General features: G+C 70.1%; 15 protein-coding genes. 7 read left to right on the top strand and 8 right to left on the bottom strand.

Annotated elements, in window-relative coordinates:
• The first annotated feature begins 14 nt into the window (after positions 1-14).
• The gene (locus tag ACWEPL_RS17875) at positions 15-371 is read left to right on the top strand and encodes a BlaI/MecI/CopY family transcriptional regulator (protein WP_452436810.1); all 357 of its coding nucleotides are present in this window, start codon (positions 15-17) and stop codon (positions 369-371) included.
• Complete coding sequence (locus tag ACWEPL_RS17870) at positions 368-1,300, top strand: M56 family metallopeptidase (protein WP_452436809.1); 933 nt, start codon at positions 368-370, stop codon at positions 1,298-1,300. The genes ACWEPL_RS17875 and ACWEPL_RS17870 overlap by 4 nt, the downstream gene beginning before the upstream one ends.
• Before the next feature lie 68 nt (positions 1,301-1,368).
• Here the strand turns inward: ACWEPL_RS17870 and ACWEPL_RS17865 are convergent, their stop codons facing one another.
• Both ACWEPL_RS17865 and ACWEPL_RS17860 read right to left on the bottom strand, forming a co-directional pair.
• Positions 1,369-2,580 (bottom strand): hypothetical protein, encoded by a 1,212-nt coding sequence (locus ACWEPL_RS17865; protein ID WP_452436808.1) that lies wholly within the window; start codon positions 2,578-2,580, stop codon positions 1,369-1,371.
• A 216-nt stretch (positions 2,581-2,796) separates the two neighbouring features.
• Positions 2,797-3,696, bottom strand: coding sequence for an FKBP-type peptidyl-prolyl cis-trans isomerase (locus tag ACWEPL_RS17860; protein WP_452436807.1), 900 nt, complete (start codon positions 3,694-3,696; stop codon positions 2,797-2,799).
• Between the two features lie 282 nt (positions 3,697-3,978).
• On the opposite strand from ACWEPL_RS17860, the gene ACWEPL_RS17855 reads away from it, so the two are divergent.
• The 3 genes from ACWEPL_RS17855 to ACWEPL_RS17845 all read left to right on the top strand — a co-directional run bounded on the left by ACWEPL_RS17855 (position 3,979) and on the right by ACWEPL_RS17845 (position 7,417).
• The gene (locus tag ACWEPL_RS17855) at positions 3,979-4,947 is read left to right on the top strand and encodes a coiled-coil domain-containing protein (RefSeq protein ID WP_452436806.1); all 969 of its coding nucleotides are present in this window, start codon (positions 3,979-3,981) and stop codon (positions 4,945-4,947) included.
• A 126-nt stretch (positions 4,948-5,073) separates the two neighbouring features.
• Positions 5,074-7,044 (top strand): cytochrome c oxidase assembly protein, encoded by a 1,971-nt coding sequence (locus tag ACWEPL_RS17850; protein ID WP_452436805.1) that lies wholly within the window; start codon positions 5,074-5,076, stop codon positions 7,042-7,044.
• A gap of 199 nt (positions 7,045-7,243) precedes the next feature.
• On the top strand, positions 7,244-7,417 hold the full coding sequence (locus ACWEPL_RS17845) for a hypothetical protein (RefSeq protein WP_452436804.1): 174 nt from the start codon (positions 7,244-7,246) through the stop codon (positions 7,415-7,417).
• A gap of 183 nt (positions 7,418-7,600) precedes the next feature.
• On the opposite strand, the gene ACWEPL_RS17840 is transcribed toward ACWEPL_RS17845, so the two are convergent.
• Positions 7,601-8,020, bottom strand: a complete 420-nt coding sequence (locus ACWEPL_RS17840; protein ID WP_452436803.1) for a hypothetical protein — start codon at positions 8,018-8,020, stop codon at positions 7,601-7,603.
• Between the two features lie 305 nt (positions 8,021-8,325).
• Between ACWEPL_RS17840 and ACWEPL_RS17835 the strand changes: the two genes are divergently transcribed.
• Both ACWEPL_RS17835 and ACWEPL_RS17830 read left to right on the top strand, forming a co-directional pair.
• Positions 8,326-9,657, top strand: a complete 1,332-nt coding sequence (locus tag ACWEPL_RS17835; RefSeq protein WP_452436802.1) for a sensor histidine kinase — start codon at positions 8,326-8,328, stop codon at positions 9,655-9,657.
• 98 nt (positions 9,658-9,755) lie between these two features.
• Positions 9,756-10,418 carry a DUF4142 domain-containing protein gene (locus ACWEPL_RS17830; RefSeq protein WP_452436801.1) on the top strand — a complete coding sequence of 221 codons (663 nt, stop codon included), beginning with the start codon at positions 9,756-9,758 and terminating at the stop codon, positions 10,416-10,418.
• Positions 10,419-10,543: 125 nt separating this feature from the next.
• Here ACWEPL_RS17830 and ACWEPL_RS17825 read toward each other — a convergent pair whose 3' ends face one another.
• The 5 genes from ACWEPL_RS17825 to ACWEPL_RS17805 all read right to left on the bottom strand — a co-directional run bounded on the left by ACWEPL_RS17825 (position 10,544) and on the right by ACWEPL_RS17805 (position 14,900).
• Positions 10,544-11,392, bottom strand: a complete 849-nt coding sequence (locus ACWEPL_RS17825; protein ID WP_452436800.1) for a F510_1955 family glycosylhydrolase — start codon at positions 11,390-11,392, stop codon at positions 10,544-10,546.
• A gap of 13 nt (positions 11,393-11,405) precedes the next feature.
• Positions 11,406-12,944: a multicopper oxidase family protein gene (locus ACWEPL_RS17820; RefSeq protein WP_452436799.1), complete on the bottom strand. Its 1,539-nt coding sequence runs from the start codon at positions 12,942-12,944 to the stop codon at positions 11,406-11,408.
• Positions 12,945-13,010: 66 nt separating this feature from the next.
• Positions 13,011-13,403, bottom strand: a complete 393-nt coding sequence (locus ACWEPL_RS17815) for a hypothetical protein (RefSeq protein ID WP_452436798.1) — start codon at positions 13,401-13,403, stop codon at positions 13,011-13,013.
• Between the two features lie 208 nt (positions 13,404-13,611).
• The gene (locus ACWEPL_RS17810) at positions 13,612-14,544 is read right to left on the bottom strand and encodes a M56 family metallopeptidase (RefSeq protein ID WP_452436797.1); all 933 of its coding nucleotides are present in this window, start codon (positions 14,542-14,544) and stop codon (positions 13,612-13,614) included.
• Positions 14,541-14,900, bottom strand: coding sequence for a BlaI/MecI/CopY family transcriptional regulator (locus ACWEPL_RS17805; protein ID WP_452436796.1), 360 nt, complete (start codon positions 14,898-14,900; stop codon positions 14,541-14,543). Before ACWEPL_RS17805 ends, ACWEPL_RS17810 begins: the two co-directional genes overlap by 4 nt.
• Positions 14,901-14,939 lie beyond the last annotated feature (39 nt).

The following is a 14,939-nucleotide window of genomic DNA, read 5'->3' as shown; positions in this document are numbered from 1 at the left end:
GCAGGAGGGCCACGGTGCAGCTGGGCAATCTGGAGCGATCGGTCATGGAAGCTCTGTGGGAGCATCCGGACGGCATGTTCGCCCACGTCCTCGCGGCCGGCCTGCCGTCCCAGCCCGCCACCACGACGGTGCTGACCGTCCTGATGCGGCTCTCGAACAAGGGCATGGTCTCCCGCGAACGCATCGGGCGAGCACACCTCTACAAGGCGACCGCGGACAAGGACGCCTTCGTCGCCGAGGCCATGCGCGCCGCCCTGGACGAGGCCGGTGACGTCGCGGCGGCCGTGCAGCGCTTCGTCGGCACGGTGACGCCGGAGGTGGCCAGGGCCTTGCGCGAGGCGCTGGGCGAGCGGGACGGATCCGCGCCGTGATCGCCTGGCTGATCGCGGCCGGAATCGCCCTGCTGCCGCTGGCGCTGGGCGACCAGGCCGCGCGCAGGCTGGCCGGGGCGGCCTGGACGCACCGCAGTCCGCACGCGGCGCTGGCGCTGTGGCAGGCGATCGGAGTCGCCGCCGGTCTGGGCGCGGTCGGTCTCGGGCTGGTGGCCGCGGTCGCGCCGCTGGCCGCGGTCTTCCCGCACGGGGCGCACACGCTGGCGCGCCAGATCGTCAGCGGCCACGGCCTCGACGGGCTCGGGCCGATGCACCTGCTGGCCCTGACCTGGTCGGCGGGCCTGATGAGCTGGCTGCTCATCCACACCGTACGCACCACCACCAAGACGATCCGCGAACGCCGCCGCCAGCGCCTGCTGGTCGACGTGGTGGCCGACCATTCCCCGGCCCACGACGTCTACGTGCTGCCGGTCGCCGAACACGTCGCCTACTGCGTGCCCGGCAGGCATCGGCGCATCGTGCTCAGCCAGGGCACCCTGGACTCGCTGACCGGCCAGGAGCTCCAGACGGTTCTCGAGCACGAGCGCGCACACGCCCGAGGCCACCACGACCTGGCGCTGCTCCCCTTTGTCGCGCTGGAGCACGCGTTCCCGTGGCTGGCCTGCGCCCGGACCGCACGGCAGACGGTGGCCGTACTGCTGGAGATGATCGCCGACGATCACGCCAGCCGGGCGCACGGCGAGTTGCCGCTGGCCCGCGCGCTCGTCCGCATGGCGACCTGCGGGCCCGGCCCTGGCCTGGCCTCGTTCGGCCTGGCGGACGCGGGCGTCGTCGAACGGCTGCAGCGGCTGCTCGGCGAGCGCCGTCAGTCTCATTGGGTGCCTGCGGCGGCTTACTCGGCAGCCGGTCTGCTGCTCAGCGGGCCGGTGGCCGTGCTGATCGCTCCCGTGGTGTGCATCACCGTGTAGGGCGTCCCAACTCGCGCGCATGAGCCTGATGCGGTCGATGCGCGGCGCGAGGCGGACTCTTCGGTGGTTCAGTCGCCGTGCAGGCCGTCCGGGTCGCAGTAGTCGATCCGGTTGGTCGGCCTGAAGGAGGAGACGATGATCTCGCGCTTGAACGGGCCGCCCTTCGGCATGTCCTCGGCCGACACCTCCAGCGTGAACTGCTGCATCGCACGCAGTGCGCGGCCGCCGACGACGACCGGACGGCGCACCAGATAGATCGCGGACCAGGGGCAGCAGTAGTAGCAGCCGAACGGTTTCCCCTGGGCGTCGATGGCGAAGGTGATTGCGCCGCTCTCCCGGACGGCGTCGATCTCGGCCTGGATGCGCAGGGTGAGGGCGGGGGCAGGGTCGTACTCCCACATCTCCTTGATCGCCTGGCGTGCCCGCGGATCGGCCTGCCAGAAGCTCCGCTTCTGCGGGTCGGTCAGGCACCAGGGGTCGAAGTCGCGGACGTCGGCGACTTTCAGGTTGGCGGGAGGGACGACCTGCCGTACGCCGGGGCCCCTGTAGCCGCCGATCAGTCCGGGCATCGCGATGAGCTGGCCGAGGTGGTAGTAGATCTCCAGAGCGCGCTGCAGGCGCTGCTCGATGGCCTCGTGCATGCGCGGCGCCGGGTCGGCGTCCAGCAGCCCTTCGGCGTAGTCGGCGGCCGTCGCCGCCTCGGCGGCCAGCTGGCGCAGCCGTTCCAGTGCGTAGCGGTGCCTGTCGGCGTCGGCGACGGTCTGCTCGAAGACGCCGAGCGCGACCTCGGCGTGGCGGCGGATGGCGCGCGAGGCGGCGAGCATGCCGTGCAGGTGCGGCAGCGGGCACGGGCTGGCCTCGGCCCATTCGGGCAGGTCGGCGGGGAGCAGCACCTCTTTCTCCACGAGGTAGCGGGAGTTGCCCGCGGCCTGGCGCGCCCGTGACACCCAGCCCTCCACCTGAGCAAAGCAGGCGTCGACCTGCAGAGCGGTGACCTGCGGCACGTAGCCGACGGTGCTCGGGTCGGCGGCGTAGTCCGCGTCGAGCAGGTGCTCCCCGATGGCCTGCAGGACGAACGCGTTCCAGGTGCACAGCAGCTGCCCGGCGGCGGCCTGCGGGCCGTGCCACAGGTTCACTCCTTCGACGGCCAACCGGGCGCGCAGCGCCTCGGCCCGCTCGAGTTCGGTGTAGACGAGCCCGCCCGCCCGGCGATAGGCCTCGAGCTCGTCTGCCCTGACCTCCCCCTTGAACGCCGCCGCCATCCGCGTCATGAACGACATGCATGCCTCCCCGTTGTTCCCCGTCCGTCGAAGCGTACGGTCGGACATGATCCCCCAACCGGTACATTTCGATCACGACTTGCGAACATCACGCCGAACGTCAATGACCTCAACAGCCGAGGAGAATGGCGTGCCGCCGGCCCTTGGACCTGCTGGCCGGACATCGGCCGAGCCCAGTTCGGTTTGGCAGCGCTGCAGGGTGCCTGCCGAGGGTTGTCAGTACGCGCCCAGGATGTCGATGACGAAGACCAGAGTGTCGTCGTCCTTGATCCCCGCCGCCTCCGGGCCCTTCTTGCCGTACCCGTCCTTGGGTGGGATGACCAGCAGCACCCGGCTGCCGACCTTCTTGCCGGTCAGCCCTTCGAGGATGCCGGGAATCGTGCCGGTCAGCGATGACAGCGGCGCCACCTCTCCTCTGTTCCAGGAGGAGTCGAAGACCTTGCCGTTGCGCCAGATCTGCCCCTGATAGTGGGTGACCAGCATCTGATCGGCGCGGATCGCCGGGCCGTCTCCCTCGATCAAGGCCTCCGCCCGCAGTTCGGCAGGCGGATCCGTCGCCGGGATCGCCACCGCCGGAGCCCCACCCGCCGGCCCTGCCGTGACCTGAGGAAGAGCCGGGTCGGCCGGGCGCGCGCGACCACGCGCGGAGGCGGTCTTCGGATACGTGGCGAGCAGGTCGACAACGTAGATGAGCGTGTCCGTGCCGGTCACCCCGGTCTCCGCGTTACCGCCGGCGCCGTAGCCGTCCTTGGGAGGAATCGACATCACCACCCGGCTGCCGACCGTCTTACCGAGAAGGCTCTTGTTCAGGCCGGGGATGAGCTCTCCGATCCGCATCACCGCCGGTTTGCCGCGGTCATGGCTGTTGTCGAGCTCCCGGTGAGAGGTACCGGTCCAGGCGTAGCTGGCGAACTGGACGACGGCCAGATCTCCCTGGGCCACGGCCACGCCTCTGCCCGCGATCACGGTCTCGGCCTTGAGGTCCTCGCCCGGCTGCCCTCCCTCGGCGAAGGCCACCTGCGGCTGCTCGCCGAAAGGCCCGGTGACCGTCAAAGGGTCTTTTCCGGGGAGCAGGTAGAGCGTGATCCCCGCGACGATCGCCAGAAGGACCACCACCCCGCACACCAGGACGATCAGGCGTGTCGAGCGCCTGCCCTCCGGGTGGCCGGAGACCCTCCTCGGCCGCCCGGCACCGCCCCTTGGGCCGGTGGAGGATGTGACTTGAGCGAGCTGCCCCATCAGGCCTGGTCCCCTCCCGCGGTCCGCCGATCATCAAGAGCTACGCGTCGTCACCGCGGGTGGTTCAAGTACGAAGGAATCGTCCCCTGAGCACCGGTTCGCCCCATAGACTCCCCCATACTTCTACGGAGCATAGAAGAAGCTGGAGAGGGAGCAGGCGTGACGGCTGGATGGCTGAGGGTCGCATATAGCACGGTCGCCTCGTTCCTCACTGTCGCCACGCTCGCCATGCTCCCGGCGCACGCGGAGCCCAAGCCCACCGCCGAGCAACTACGCAAGCAGCTGAGCCGGCTCCAGAAGGACTTCGACCGCGCCGCCGCCGGCTACAACGCCAACCTGGCCGCCCTGGCCACCGCCCGGCGCGCGGAGAAGGAGGCCGCGACCCGGCTGAAGACCGCGCAGGGCGACTATGACGCCACCCGCGAGCAGCTCGCCGAACTGGTGGCGCTCGCCTACCAGAGTCCGCAGGTGAGCCAGAGCGTCCCGATGGGCGCCCAGGAACCGCACGCCGCTCTCCATGCGGCCGCGGTCCTGCAGGTGCAGGTGCAGAACCAGCAGGCGATCATCAGCCGGTACGCCACCGCCCGCGACGCTCGCCGACGCGCCGAGGAGGCCGCCACCGCGAGAACGCGTGAGCTGCGCGATCGCGGAACCCGGCTGCGCGCGGAACGACAGAAGGCCGACAAGCTCATCGCCCAGATCACCGACCGGATCGACCGCCTCATAGTCGCGCCGGGAGTGCGCAGGTCCGACGGCAGCTGGGTGCCGGAGCTGCCGTCGGGCGCCGACAACATCACCCCTCGCACCCGGATGGTGCGAGATCAGGTGAAACGCCGGTTCACGCTGCCCAGCATCGGGTGTTTCCGCTCGCTTCAGGACGGTGGCGAGCATCCGCAGGGACGCGCCTGCGACTTCATGATCACGCGAGGCGGCACGTGGCCCTCCCCCGCCCAGTCGGCCCAGGGCGATGCCCTGGCGGCATGGGCGATCAAGAACGCCTCCCGCCTGGGCATCAAGTACGTGATCTACAAGCAGCGCATCTGGCAGGGCTCCAGCTGGAGAAGCATGTCCGACCGCGGCGGCATCACCGCCAACCACCAGGACCACGTGCACATCTCGATGCGATAGCGAACTCTTACAACCTCTGTATTCGACATGCGATAGAAGTTCTACTTGACGTAGAAGTTTGCAGGTGCGGCGCGGAGTCGCGCCCTCGGCCTCCGGCTGAACAATCCTGCCTCAAGGAGTACTCGTTTGACCGCGCGCATATCCCGGCTGCTCCTCGCCGCGACGGCCGTCGCCGGGGCCGCCCTGGCCGCCGGCCTGGTGGTGGGCGGCGCCGCCACCACTGTCGAGATCGCCGGACTCCCCGACGCCGGAACCGTCACGCGCTGGGGACTGCCGGTCGCCAGGCTCGGCGCCGACCTGTCCGCCGTGACGACGGTGGGCCTGCTCCTCATGGCGACCGTCCTGCTCCCCTCCACCAAGGGACTGCTGTCCCCCGAGGCGCGGGGATACGCGCGCATGGCGTCGTGGGCCGCCCTTTCCTGGGCCGGGATGACCGCGCTGACCATGCTGTTCACGCTGTCGGATCTCCTGGCGGTGCCCGTCACGGGGCTGAGCGGCACAGTGATCGTCAGCTTCGTCACCACCATCCCGCAGGGCACCATGCTGCTGCTGGTGCTGATCCTGTCGGGCTGCGTCGCGGGATACGCCAGAGGGGTGGTGAGCGCGCATGGCGCCGCCGGACTGCTCGCCGTCGCGCTGCTCACGCTGCTTCCACCCGTACTGACCGGCCACTCGGCCAGTTCCCCCAACCACTCGATGGCGATCACCGGGCTGGGGCTGCACCTGGTGGCTCTGGCGTTGTGGGTCGGCGGCCTGGCCGCGGTCACCGTGCACGCCCTGCGCGGCGGGGCCGATCTGGCGCTCGCCGCGGGACGATTTTCCCGCCTGGCGCTGTGGTGCCTGGCAGGGGTGGCGGTCAGCGGCGTGGCCGGCTCCGCGGCCCGCCTCACCGAGATCGGGCAGCTGTTCTCCTCTTCGTACGGGCTGCTCATCCTGGCCAAGGCGGCCACCCTGGTCATCCTCGGAGCGTTCGGTCGGCTACACCGCCGCCACACACTGGCAGCCCTGAGCGCCGGCCGGCCACGGGCCTTCATCCGGCTCGCGGCCGGCGAGGTCGTGGTCATGGCCGCCGTCGTCGGGCTGGCGGTGGCCCTGTCGCGGACCTCGCCGCCGCCCACCGTGCTGCCCGTCGACCTGGTTCGCGACCTGCTGGGATACGCGATGCCGCCCGAGCTCACCACGGCCCGCCTGGCCTCGCTGTGGCGCCTGGACCTCTTCTTCGCCCTGCTGACCTTCGCCGGCGCCGCCGGATACGCTGCGGGGGTCGTCCGCCTGCGCTGCCGAGGCGACTCCTGGCCCCTGGGGCGCTCGATCGCCTGGGCGGTCGGGCTCGTTCTCATCGTCGTTCTCACGCAGAGCGGGATCGCCACGTACGCGCCCGTGCTCTTCAGCATGCACATGATCCAGCACATGGGCCTGGCCATGCTGGCGCCGATCTTCCTGGTCCTGGGCGCCCCGGTGACGCTGGCCCTCAGAGCACTGAGACCGGCCGCCCGGCGCGGCGACCGCGGCCCACGCGAGTGGATCGTCTCGGCGCTGCACAGCCGCGTCGCCGAGATCGTCTCGCACCCGGCATTCGCGTTGGTCGTCTTCGTCAGCGGCTCGTACGCGCTGTACTACACCTCGCTGTTCGAGACCGCCATGCGCCAGCCGGTCGGCCACATCCTCATGAACACGCACTTCCTGCTGTCCGGCACGCTGTTCTTCTGGGTGGTCATCGGGGTGGACCCGGCGCCGCGCCGCCTGCCGTACATCGCCAAGCTCGGCACGCTCATGATGACCATGCCCTTCCACGCGTTCTTCGGCATCTCGATGATGATGATGGGCAAGTCGATCGCCTCGTCCTGGTACGACCAGCTGACCCGCCCCTGGGGAGCGAGCGTGCTGCAGGACCAGAGCGTCGCCGGGGGCATGGCATGGGCGTTCGGCGAGATCCCCACCATGATCGTGGTCATCACCATCGCCGCCCAGTGGGCGCTCAGCGACCACCGCCGATCCAGACGGCTGGACCGCCGTGCCGACCGCCGCGGCGAGGCCGAGCTGGCCGCCTACAACGACTACCTGGCCGGGCTGAACAGGCGTTCCCAGGAACGGTGAGCCGAAGATGACGACCAACGTGAAGATCGCCCTCGCCATCGGTGCCGTCGTGGCCCTGATCGTGATCATGGCGGTAACCGTGATCGCGATGTTCGGCTGAGCCGCAACCGGAAATCGCCCTGCTGTTCAACCTGGTCGGCGTCAATATGGCGTCGCGGGCCCCGCCGCCGAATCCAAGCGCCTGAAAGTGAGAAATCCCTTGTTCGAGATCGTGTCCGCCCTCACGCCTCCCCTCGTGGTCGGCGGAGCGTTCATCGCCGGCGTCGTCTCCCTGGTGCGCTCCGAAAGCCGCGCCAGGTCCGCCGAAGGCCGCCAGGACGCGCCTCCCGCCGAGGCCGGAAAGGACGAGGGAACGGCGCGTCCGGCTTCATGACCTCGAACGAGACGGTGTCCGGCAGGCCCGCGTTCCCGTGGCCGTCGGATCGCCCCTGGGTCGACGAGCTGCTTCACCCTGACCATTATGCTGTGCCTGCCGCAGACCCGTACCGTCCTCAAGTGGCTCCTCGACCGCCTGACGTGGCTGTACCGGCGCCCACCGAAGTGAGCGCGGCCGATCTCAAGCACCGGACGGAGCGGCGCTGCGGCCTGTCTGCAGCTCGCCACCCAAGGTCCTGCGCAACGTCTCCAGAACGGCGGGCGCGGCCGAGACGACCCAGCGGCGTCCGACGAGGCGGGAGCCGCCGTACATCTGCGCGTAGTCCAGCCAGTCCCGCCTGCCCTGCTCCGTGGTGAAGCTGGTGACCACGTAGTTGCCGTCAGCCGTCCTGCACACCCCCTCGCGCAACTCGGCCGCCTTGGTCCGCATGGCGGGCTTACACCCGACCTTCGCGGCGAGTTCCTCGGCGCTCAGGGCGGCCTCCTGATAGAGGCCGGGCGTCGGGCTCGCCGCAGCCTCGGGCCGGGCCGCCGAACCGCACCCGGCGACCAGAACGAGCGCGGCCAGAGTGCCGATGACACCTCGCGACGGACCTGACATGCCGAACCCTCCCACAAGCGATCGATGGGAGATACGCCGGGCACCATGCCCGCAGTTCAGTCAACAGCAAGGATTATCTACACAACAGAGAAGGTCCTTTGGGCGTCAGCACAATCTCGATCCCGGGATGGCCAAATGCACGAATCGCCCTTTTCCTGGAGTCTTCCCTACCAAACGGTCATCCGGCATATGCAAAGATTAATGGTCATTATTGTTGCGAATCCCCTCTCCGGGTACGTGTCACAGATAGTGACACGGGGGATCGGATGGCGGCACGACTGTTTCCGCGCTCGATCCGAGCGCGCGTGACCACGCTCGCGATCTTGATAGCAGCGCTGGTCTGCACCGTCACGTCCACCATCACCCTCGCCACCGTGCCGCCCTACCTGCGCGAACTCGTGCATACCAGGGTGGAACTGGCCGTACACAAAGTCGCCGACCAAACCCGAGCCAGCCGCCTTCCGGCGAAGCTGGAAACGCCGTCGCACGTGCATCTCCTGCAGGTCGTCTCCGAGGACGGCAAGGTGCTTGCCGCCTCCCCCGATCCGCACGCGGCCTCGCCCGTGATGACCGTCCAGGGGGACAAGCGCGAGAAGATCCACATCGCCGAGCGTCGGCTGCCGCCCGTCCAGGGAGAGGACGGGGGTGAGTACCTCGTGGTAGCCAGGCCTGTTCACATGCCGCAGGGTCGTGCCACGGTGTACGGTGCGGCCTCGCTCGCCGAGCTCAACCGGGCGCTGGCGTGGCTTCACGCGCTGGTGTTCCTGGGCACGCCGCTGGCGCTGGTGATCGTCGGCGCGACGACGCGGGCGGTGGTCGGGCTCGCCCTGCGCCCGGTCGAGCGCATCCGCGCGGAGCTGACCGAGATCACCGGCCAGGACCTCAGCAGGCGCGTACCCGTACCCGACACCGGCGACGAGATCGCCGACCTGGCTGCCGCCACGAACCATACGCTCGACCGCCTCGAACGCTCCGCCGAGTCCCAGCGCCGCTTCGTGGCCGACGCCTCTCACGAGCTGCGCAGCCCCCTTTCATCCCTGCACACCCAGCTGGAGGTCGCCAGCGCCTACCCGGACGAAACAGACTGGCGGGCCACGGGCACGCAGGCGCTGGCCGCCGCCGACCGCCTCACCGGCATCATCGACGAGCTCATGATGCTGGCCCGCCTGGACGCCCACGCGGTCGTGCAGCGCCGCGTGGTGGACATGTGCCGGGTGGCCCAAGAGCAGGTGCGTCGCCGAGAAGGCTCCAGAGCCCCCATCGTCATCAACCCATGCAGGCCTGCCCCGGTGTACGGCTCGCCGATCCAGCTCGACCGCATGCTGACGAACCTCCTGGACAACGCCACCCGCCACGCCGCCACCAGGATCGACCTCTCGGTCGAGGTGGCGGACCGCAAGGTGATCGTCACCGTGGCGGACGACGGCGACGGCATCCCACCGCAGGACAGAGAGCGGATCTTCGAACGCTTCACCCGCCTGGACGACGCACGGGCCAAGGACAAGGAGGGCAGCGGCCTCGGCCTGTCCCTGTCCCGCGAGATCGCCATGGCTCACCGTGGCACCCTGGCCGTCTCCGACCACTGGCCCGGCGCTCGGTTCGTTGTCGTCCTGCCGCTGTACGAGGGAGAGCCGTAGCGCGCCAACGCCGGCCAGCACCATCCATGACAGCTTCTACGTGATGTCGAACTTGTTGGGTCAGGCTCGCGTACCTCCGAAGGAACCACAAGCGTCAAGTGGAGGTACGCCGACGACGACGAACATCACCATCCTCGTGTTTCCGCCAAGCCAAGGGGGTGAGCATAGCCGCCGCTCACGTGGGCACCGGGCGGCGAGCAGATCGGCGACAACGGCCTCCGGACAGCGATCCCGCCGCCACCGCGGCCACGCAGACGTCATCAGGCCCCCTCACAGCGGCCGACCGTGATCTGCTCGTCAAGGTTCGGCAGGCGGGCTTGTGGGAGATGCCCGTAGGCGAGTACGCCGCAACCCGCGCCAAGTCGCAGCGCGTCAAGGAGGTCGGCAGGCAGATCATGAACGAACACGCGAAGCTGGACCTGATGACCCGCCAGACCGCGAGGAAGCTGGGCGTCGCGCTGCCCGACGAGCCCAATGCCGACCAGCAGAGCTGGATGGCCCAACTGGCGGCGGAGAGCGGCCCCGCCTTCGACCGGGACTACGCGAACCTGCTGCGCGCCGCCCACGGCAAGGTCTTCAGCACCCTGGCCGCGGTGCGGGCGGGCACCCGTAACTCCGAGATCAGGAAGTTCGCCGGAGAAGGCATGAACTTCGTCATGCGCCACATGACCTACCTGGAATCCACCGGCCTGGTGGACCATGACCAACTGCCGGAACCCCCGGCACCCTCACCCGCCACGCCCCGCGCTGTGGCGAGATGAGGAGACGACCGCCGAGGCGCCTGAGCGGCGTCGGCCAGGCCTGCGGCGGGGTCGCTCAGCTGATCTCCCTGCCACAAGACCCGGCCGGCCCGCTGACATCGCATCCGGGGCAGCGTCGCCCCTCGTCAGGGCTGGTGAACGGTCGTGAAGTCCTTGCCACCGTTCATCGACTCGTAGACCGTGCCGTCCATGGCGGCGGCCAGGAGACGCTCGGCGGATACGGCGGTGAAGGCGACGGCCTGCATGGGCAGGCGCCCGGCCGGCTGCCAGGTCGCTCCTCGGTCGGCGCTGACCTGCACCTGGCCGCCCGGGTCAACGCCGACCAGGCGATCCTTGCCGACCACGTCCAGGAACGACAGCAGCGGGGCTCCCTTCAGCGCTTCGAAGGACCTGCCGGAGTCGCCGCTGACCTGCACGCCATCGGGCGTCGTGGCGTAGAGGCGATCGGGCGCGTCGGCTCCGGCGGCGAGGTCGAGCAGGTCAAGCCGGGCGGCCGGCTTGAGGTCGGCCCCCTGCCCGCGCCAGATCTGGCCGGTCTGGCTGTCGTACCCGTAGGCCGTCTTCCCCGCGACCTGCAGGGCGTGGAAGTCGGCCTTGCCCGCCAGCGCCACCTGCTCCCAGGTGAGACCGGAGTCGGTGGAGCGGATCAGCCCGAGGTGCGGCGGCTCGCCGGCGGTGACATCATCCGCGGCGGGGTGCCCGCTGGCGTAGAAGGTCTTCGGGCCGGCGACCGTGAAACCCATGTGGTCGGCGTCCCGGTCCCCCACCCTGACCAGCTTCCCGTTCTCCAGGGTGAACAGGCCGAAGTGGCCCGCGACGTAGGTCTTGCCGGTCGCGGGGTCCACCCCCAGGCCGTGAACGTGCCCGACCCCCACGTCGGAGGGCCGGGCGGAAGGGGTGGCGGCCGGTTCGCCGGCACCGCACGCCGTCAGACCGATGGCCAGGGCAAGCGCCAGTCCCAGTTTCTTGATCATCGCGCGTGTCCTTTCAGGCCTGGTAGCCGAGCAGGCTCATCATCCCGGCCTCGGCGTGGTAGACGTTGTGGCAGTGGATCATCCACAGGCCGGGGTTGTCGGCGTCGAAGTCGACGTCGAGGGTCGCGCCCGGGAGCACGATCGCGGTGTCCTTCCTGAGGCCGGTCCGCGCCAGGGCGAAGGTGTGGCCGTGCAGGTGCATGGGGTGCCACATCAGGCTCTGATTGACGAACGACAGCCTGACCCGCTCCCCGGACCTGATCGGCTCGATGACCTTCGGGTCGTATTTCCTGCCGTTGATGGCCCAGTCGTACTTGGCCATGCTTCCGGTGAGGTTCAGGGTGATCGTCCGGTCTGCGGCCCGCTGCGGCAGCCGTACGTCCTGCGCGGGTTTCAGCTGGTCATAGCCGACGATGCGGCTGTTCAGCTCGTCAGGCCGGGCATCCGCCTGCGGGGTTCCGGCGCTCTTCGCGGTGCGAACCAGGGCACGGGCCAGGCCCCGCTTGCCTTCCGCCAGCGCGACCAGGGGAAAGGCGCCGTCCTTGAGGGTGACCAGCACGTCGTAGCGTTCGCCCATGCCGAGCAGCAGCGCGTCGGTCTCCACCGGCTCCACCGGGAAGCCGTCGGCGTGGGTGATGGTCAGCCGGTGGCCGCCCAGCGCCACCCGGAACGCGGTGTCGCCACCCGCGTTGATCAACCTGATGCGCACCCGGACACCCGGCTTGGCGGCGAACGTCTCCGGAGCGGCGGCCACCCGCCCGTTGATCAGGAAATGCGGGTAGTAGACGTCGCCGGCGTCTCCGCCGAGCAGGTCGCTCTCGGCGTTCATCATCATGTGCGGCCACTTCGCCGACGCGGTCGGCGCGGGCGTGGGCGTGGGCATGGCCATGCCGCCGTGGCCGTCGTGTCCGCCGCCACCGGTCGTCATGCCCGCCATCGCGGTCAGCTCCGCCAGCACGTCGTCAGGGGTGCCGGTCACGCCGTCCATCCAGTCATCCAGGACGACGACCCATTCCTCGTCGTAGCCGAGCGGCTCGGCCGGGTCCTCGACGATCAGCGGCGCGTAAAGGCCGCGGTCGAGCTGCGTGCCATGGTGCGGATGGAACCAGTAGGTCCCCGGTTGGGCGGCGGTGAACTCGTAGAGGTGCTCGCCGCCGGACGGAACGGGCTGTTGGGTCACGCCCGGCACGCCGTCGGCGTCGTTGCGCAACGCCAGGCCGTGCCAGTGCACGGTCGTCTCCTTCGGCAGCCGGTTGACGAGCCTGGCCCGGACCACCTCCCCCTTGGCGACGCGGATCGCCTGGCCGGGCAGGCGATCGCCGTACAGCCAGGTCCGCACGGTCGGCCCGCCGAGGTCGGCTCGCCCCTCATGGGCGAGGAGCCGAAACTCCCGTACGGAGCCAGGGCGCCGGGCGGCTTCGGCGGCCCGCACCTGCGCCCCACCAGGTTGGACAAAAGCGGTGCTCTCGCTCGACGAGCACGCTGACAACACGGCTCCTCCCACGGCGGCCATGCCGGCACGCAGGAAGAACCGTCGATCGATGGATGTCATGAATCGCTCACGGTTCGAAACGGACGGGAATCCTTGACGCCGGGCTCAGCCCGGCCCAGAGGACTCCTATGTCCGCAGAACCGCGACGCGTCGGAGGGAGAGCGCGTACGGCAGTGGCGACCCGCGCACCGCGGGCAGTTCCCTCGGGCGATGCGTGCCCGAGCCGCCGATGGCATTCGGCCGGCCGAGGCCGAACAGGGCCAGCACGAACACGACGACCACCGCGGCCAGCGCAACCAGGCACAACACCACAGGACCGTGATCGGCGCCGACGGACGACGCGTGGCCTGCGCTCATGCCAGGATGATCGGCACCCGGCGCGGAGGCGCAGGCGCTGACCGCGGTATGGGAGGCCGCGCAGAAGTGCCCGGTGGTGTAGCTGAGCCCGACGCCCAGCAGCACGGCGGCCACGAGCACAAGTTTCGGCAGCACCGCGGCGACCGCGTTTCTCCCGCTCATGACGCATCCCACCGGACAGGCACGATCCCACCCTACCGGCGCAGGGCATCGCCCCATTTCTGGCCTCGGAGGAAGACGCCGGCGACGGCGTCGGCCCGCCCGGATCCGACACCCGCGCGGCGGCCACCACCCGGCGCGCCGCCACCAGCGCCGGTCGAAGGGCTGAGCGGCCGGTATGCGCCTGTGTTCACGGTGACGTGCGGCCCTGTCAGGTGGTGATGAAGATGAGCGGGGCCAGTAGCACCGCGAGCGGACCGCTGAGCAGCAGCATGGCCGTGGCGTAGGCGGTGGCGGGCACCCATGGGGTGTGCTCGCGCTGCGTCAGCAGGCGCTGGAGGCGTTCGGCGGCGCCCATGTCGGTCAGGGCGAAGGTGGCGGGTTGTGGGCCGTCGTCGTGGCTGGCCATCCGGACAAGGGCGCGGGCCAGCGGCAGCTCGCCGTGGGCTTGGCGGGCGTGGTCGTCGGCGATCATCTCCAGGAGTACGGCCACCGCGCGGCAGGCGGTGTGCGCGGCGGACAGACGGGGGAAGGCGTGGGTGAGGGCGAGGAAGGGCAGCAGCGCCAGGTCGTGGTGGCCACGGGCGTGGGCGTGCTCATGGCGCAGCACGGCCTGCAGCTCGCTGGTGGTGAGCAGGTCCAGGGTGCCCTGGCTTACGACGATGCGACGGTGCCTGCCTGGCACGCAGTAGGCGACCTTCTTGCTGCTGGGCAGGACGTAGACGTCATGGTCGGGGTGATGGTCGGCGACGATGTCGATCAGCAGCCGTTGGCGGCGCCGCTCGTGTGCGGTGCGGGTGGTGGCGTGGATGGTGTGCGCCAGCAGCCAGGTCAGCAGGGCCGTCGACAGCAGCAGGGCGAGCAGTTGCGGTGGGCCGAGGCCGTCGAGGCCGTGGCCGGTGACGAGGTGGCGGGCCAGGGTGTGCACGCCGTGGGGGAACACGGCGGCCAGAGGGGCGACCGCGGCCACCAGCCCGAGGCCGATCGCGCCCAGTCCGGCCGCCAGTCCGGCCGCCTGCCAGAGCACGAGTGCGGCGCGGGGACAGCGATGTGTCCAGGACGCGCCGGCCAGCGCGCGGGCGGCCCGGTCACCGAGCGCCACCGGCAGAAGCGCGAGCCCAGGGGGAACCAGCCAGGCGATCATGGCGTGGACCCGTCGCGTTCACCGAGAGCTTCGAGCAAGGCTGCCGCCACCTGCGGGGTGACGGTGCCGACGAAGCGTTGCACGGCCGCCTCCAGGTCGCCGGCCTCGTTGAGGGCGGCATGCATGGCCTCGGCGACGAAGGCGTCCTTGGTGGCGGTGGCCTTGTAGAGGTGGGCGCGGCCGATGCGCTCGCGGGCGACCATGCCTTTGTGTGACAGGCGTACCAGGACGGTCAGCACGGTCGTGCTGGCCGGCCGGGTGGGCAGGATGGCCGCCAGGTGGTTGGCGAAGACGCCCCCGGGATGCTCCCACAGGGCTTGCATGATCGATCGCTCCAGAGTGCCGAGTCGCATCATCACTCTCCTGCCGCATCGTGGTGTGTGAGCTGAAGTGGA

The sequence above is a fragment of the Nonomuraea sp. NPDC004186 genome (assembly GCF_053603495.1).
The sequence above is the reverse complement of the archived record's forward strand: the minus strand, read 5'-3'. Positions and strand labels throughout refer to the sequence as shown.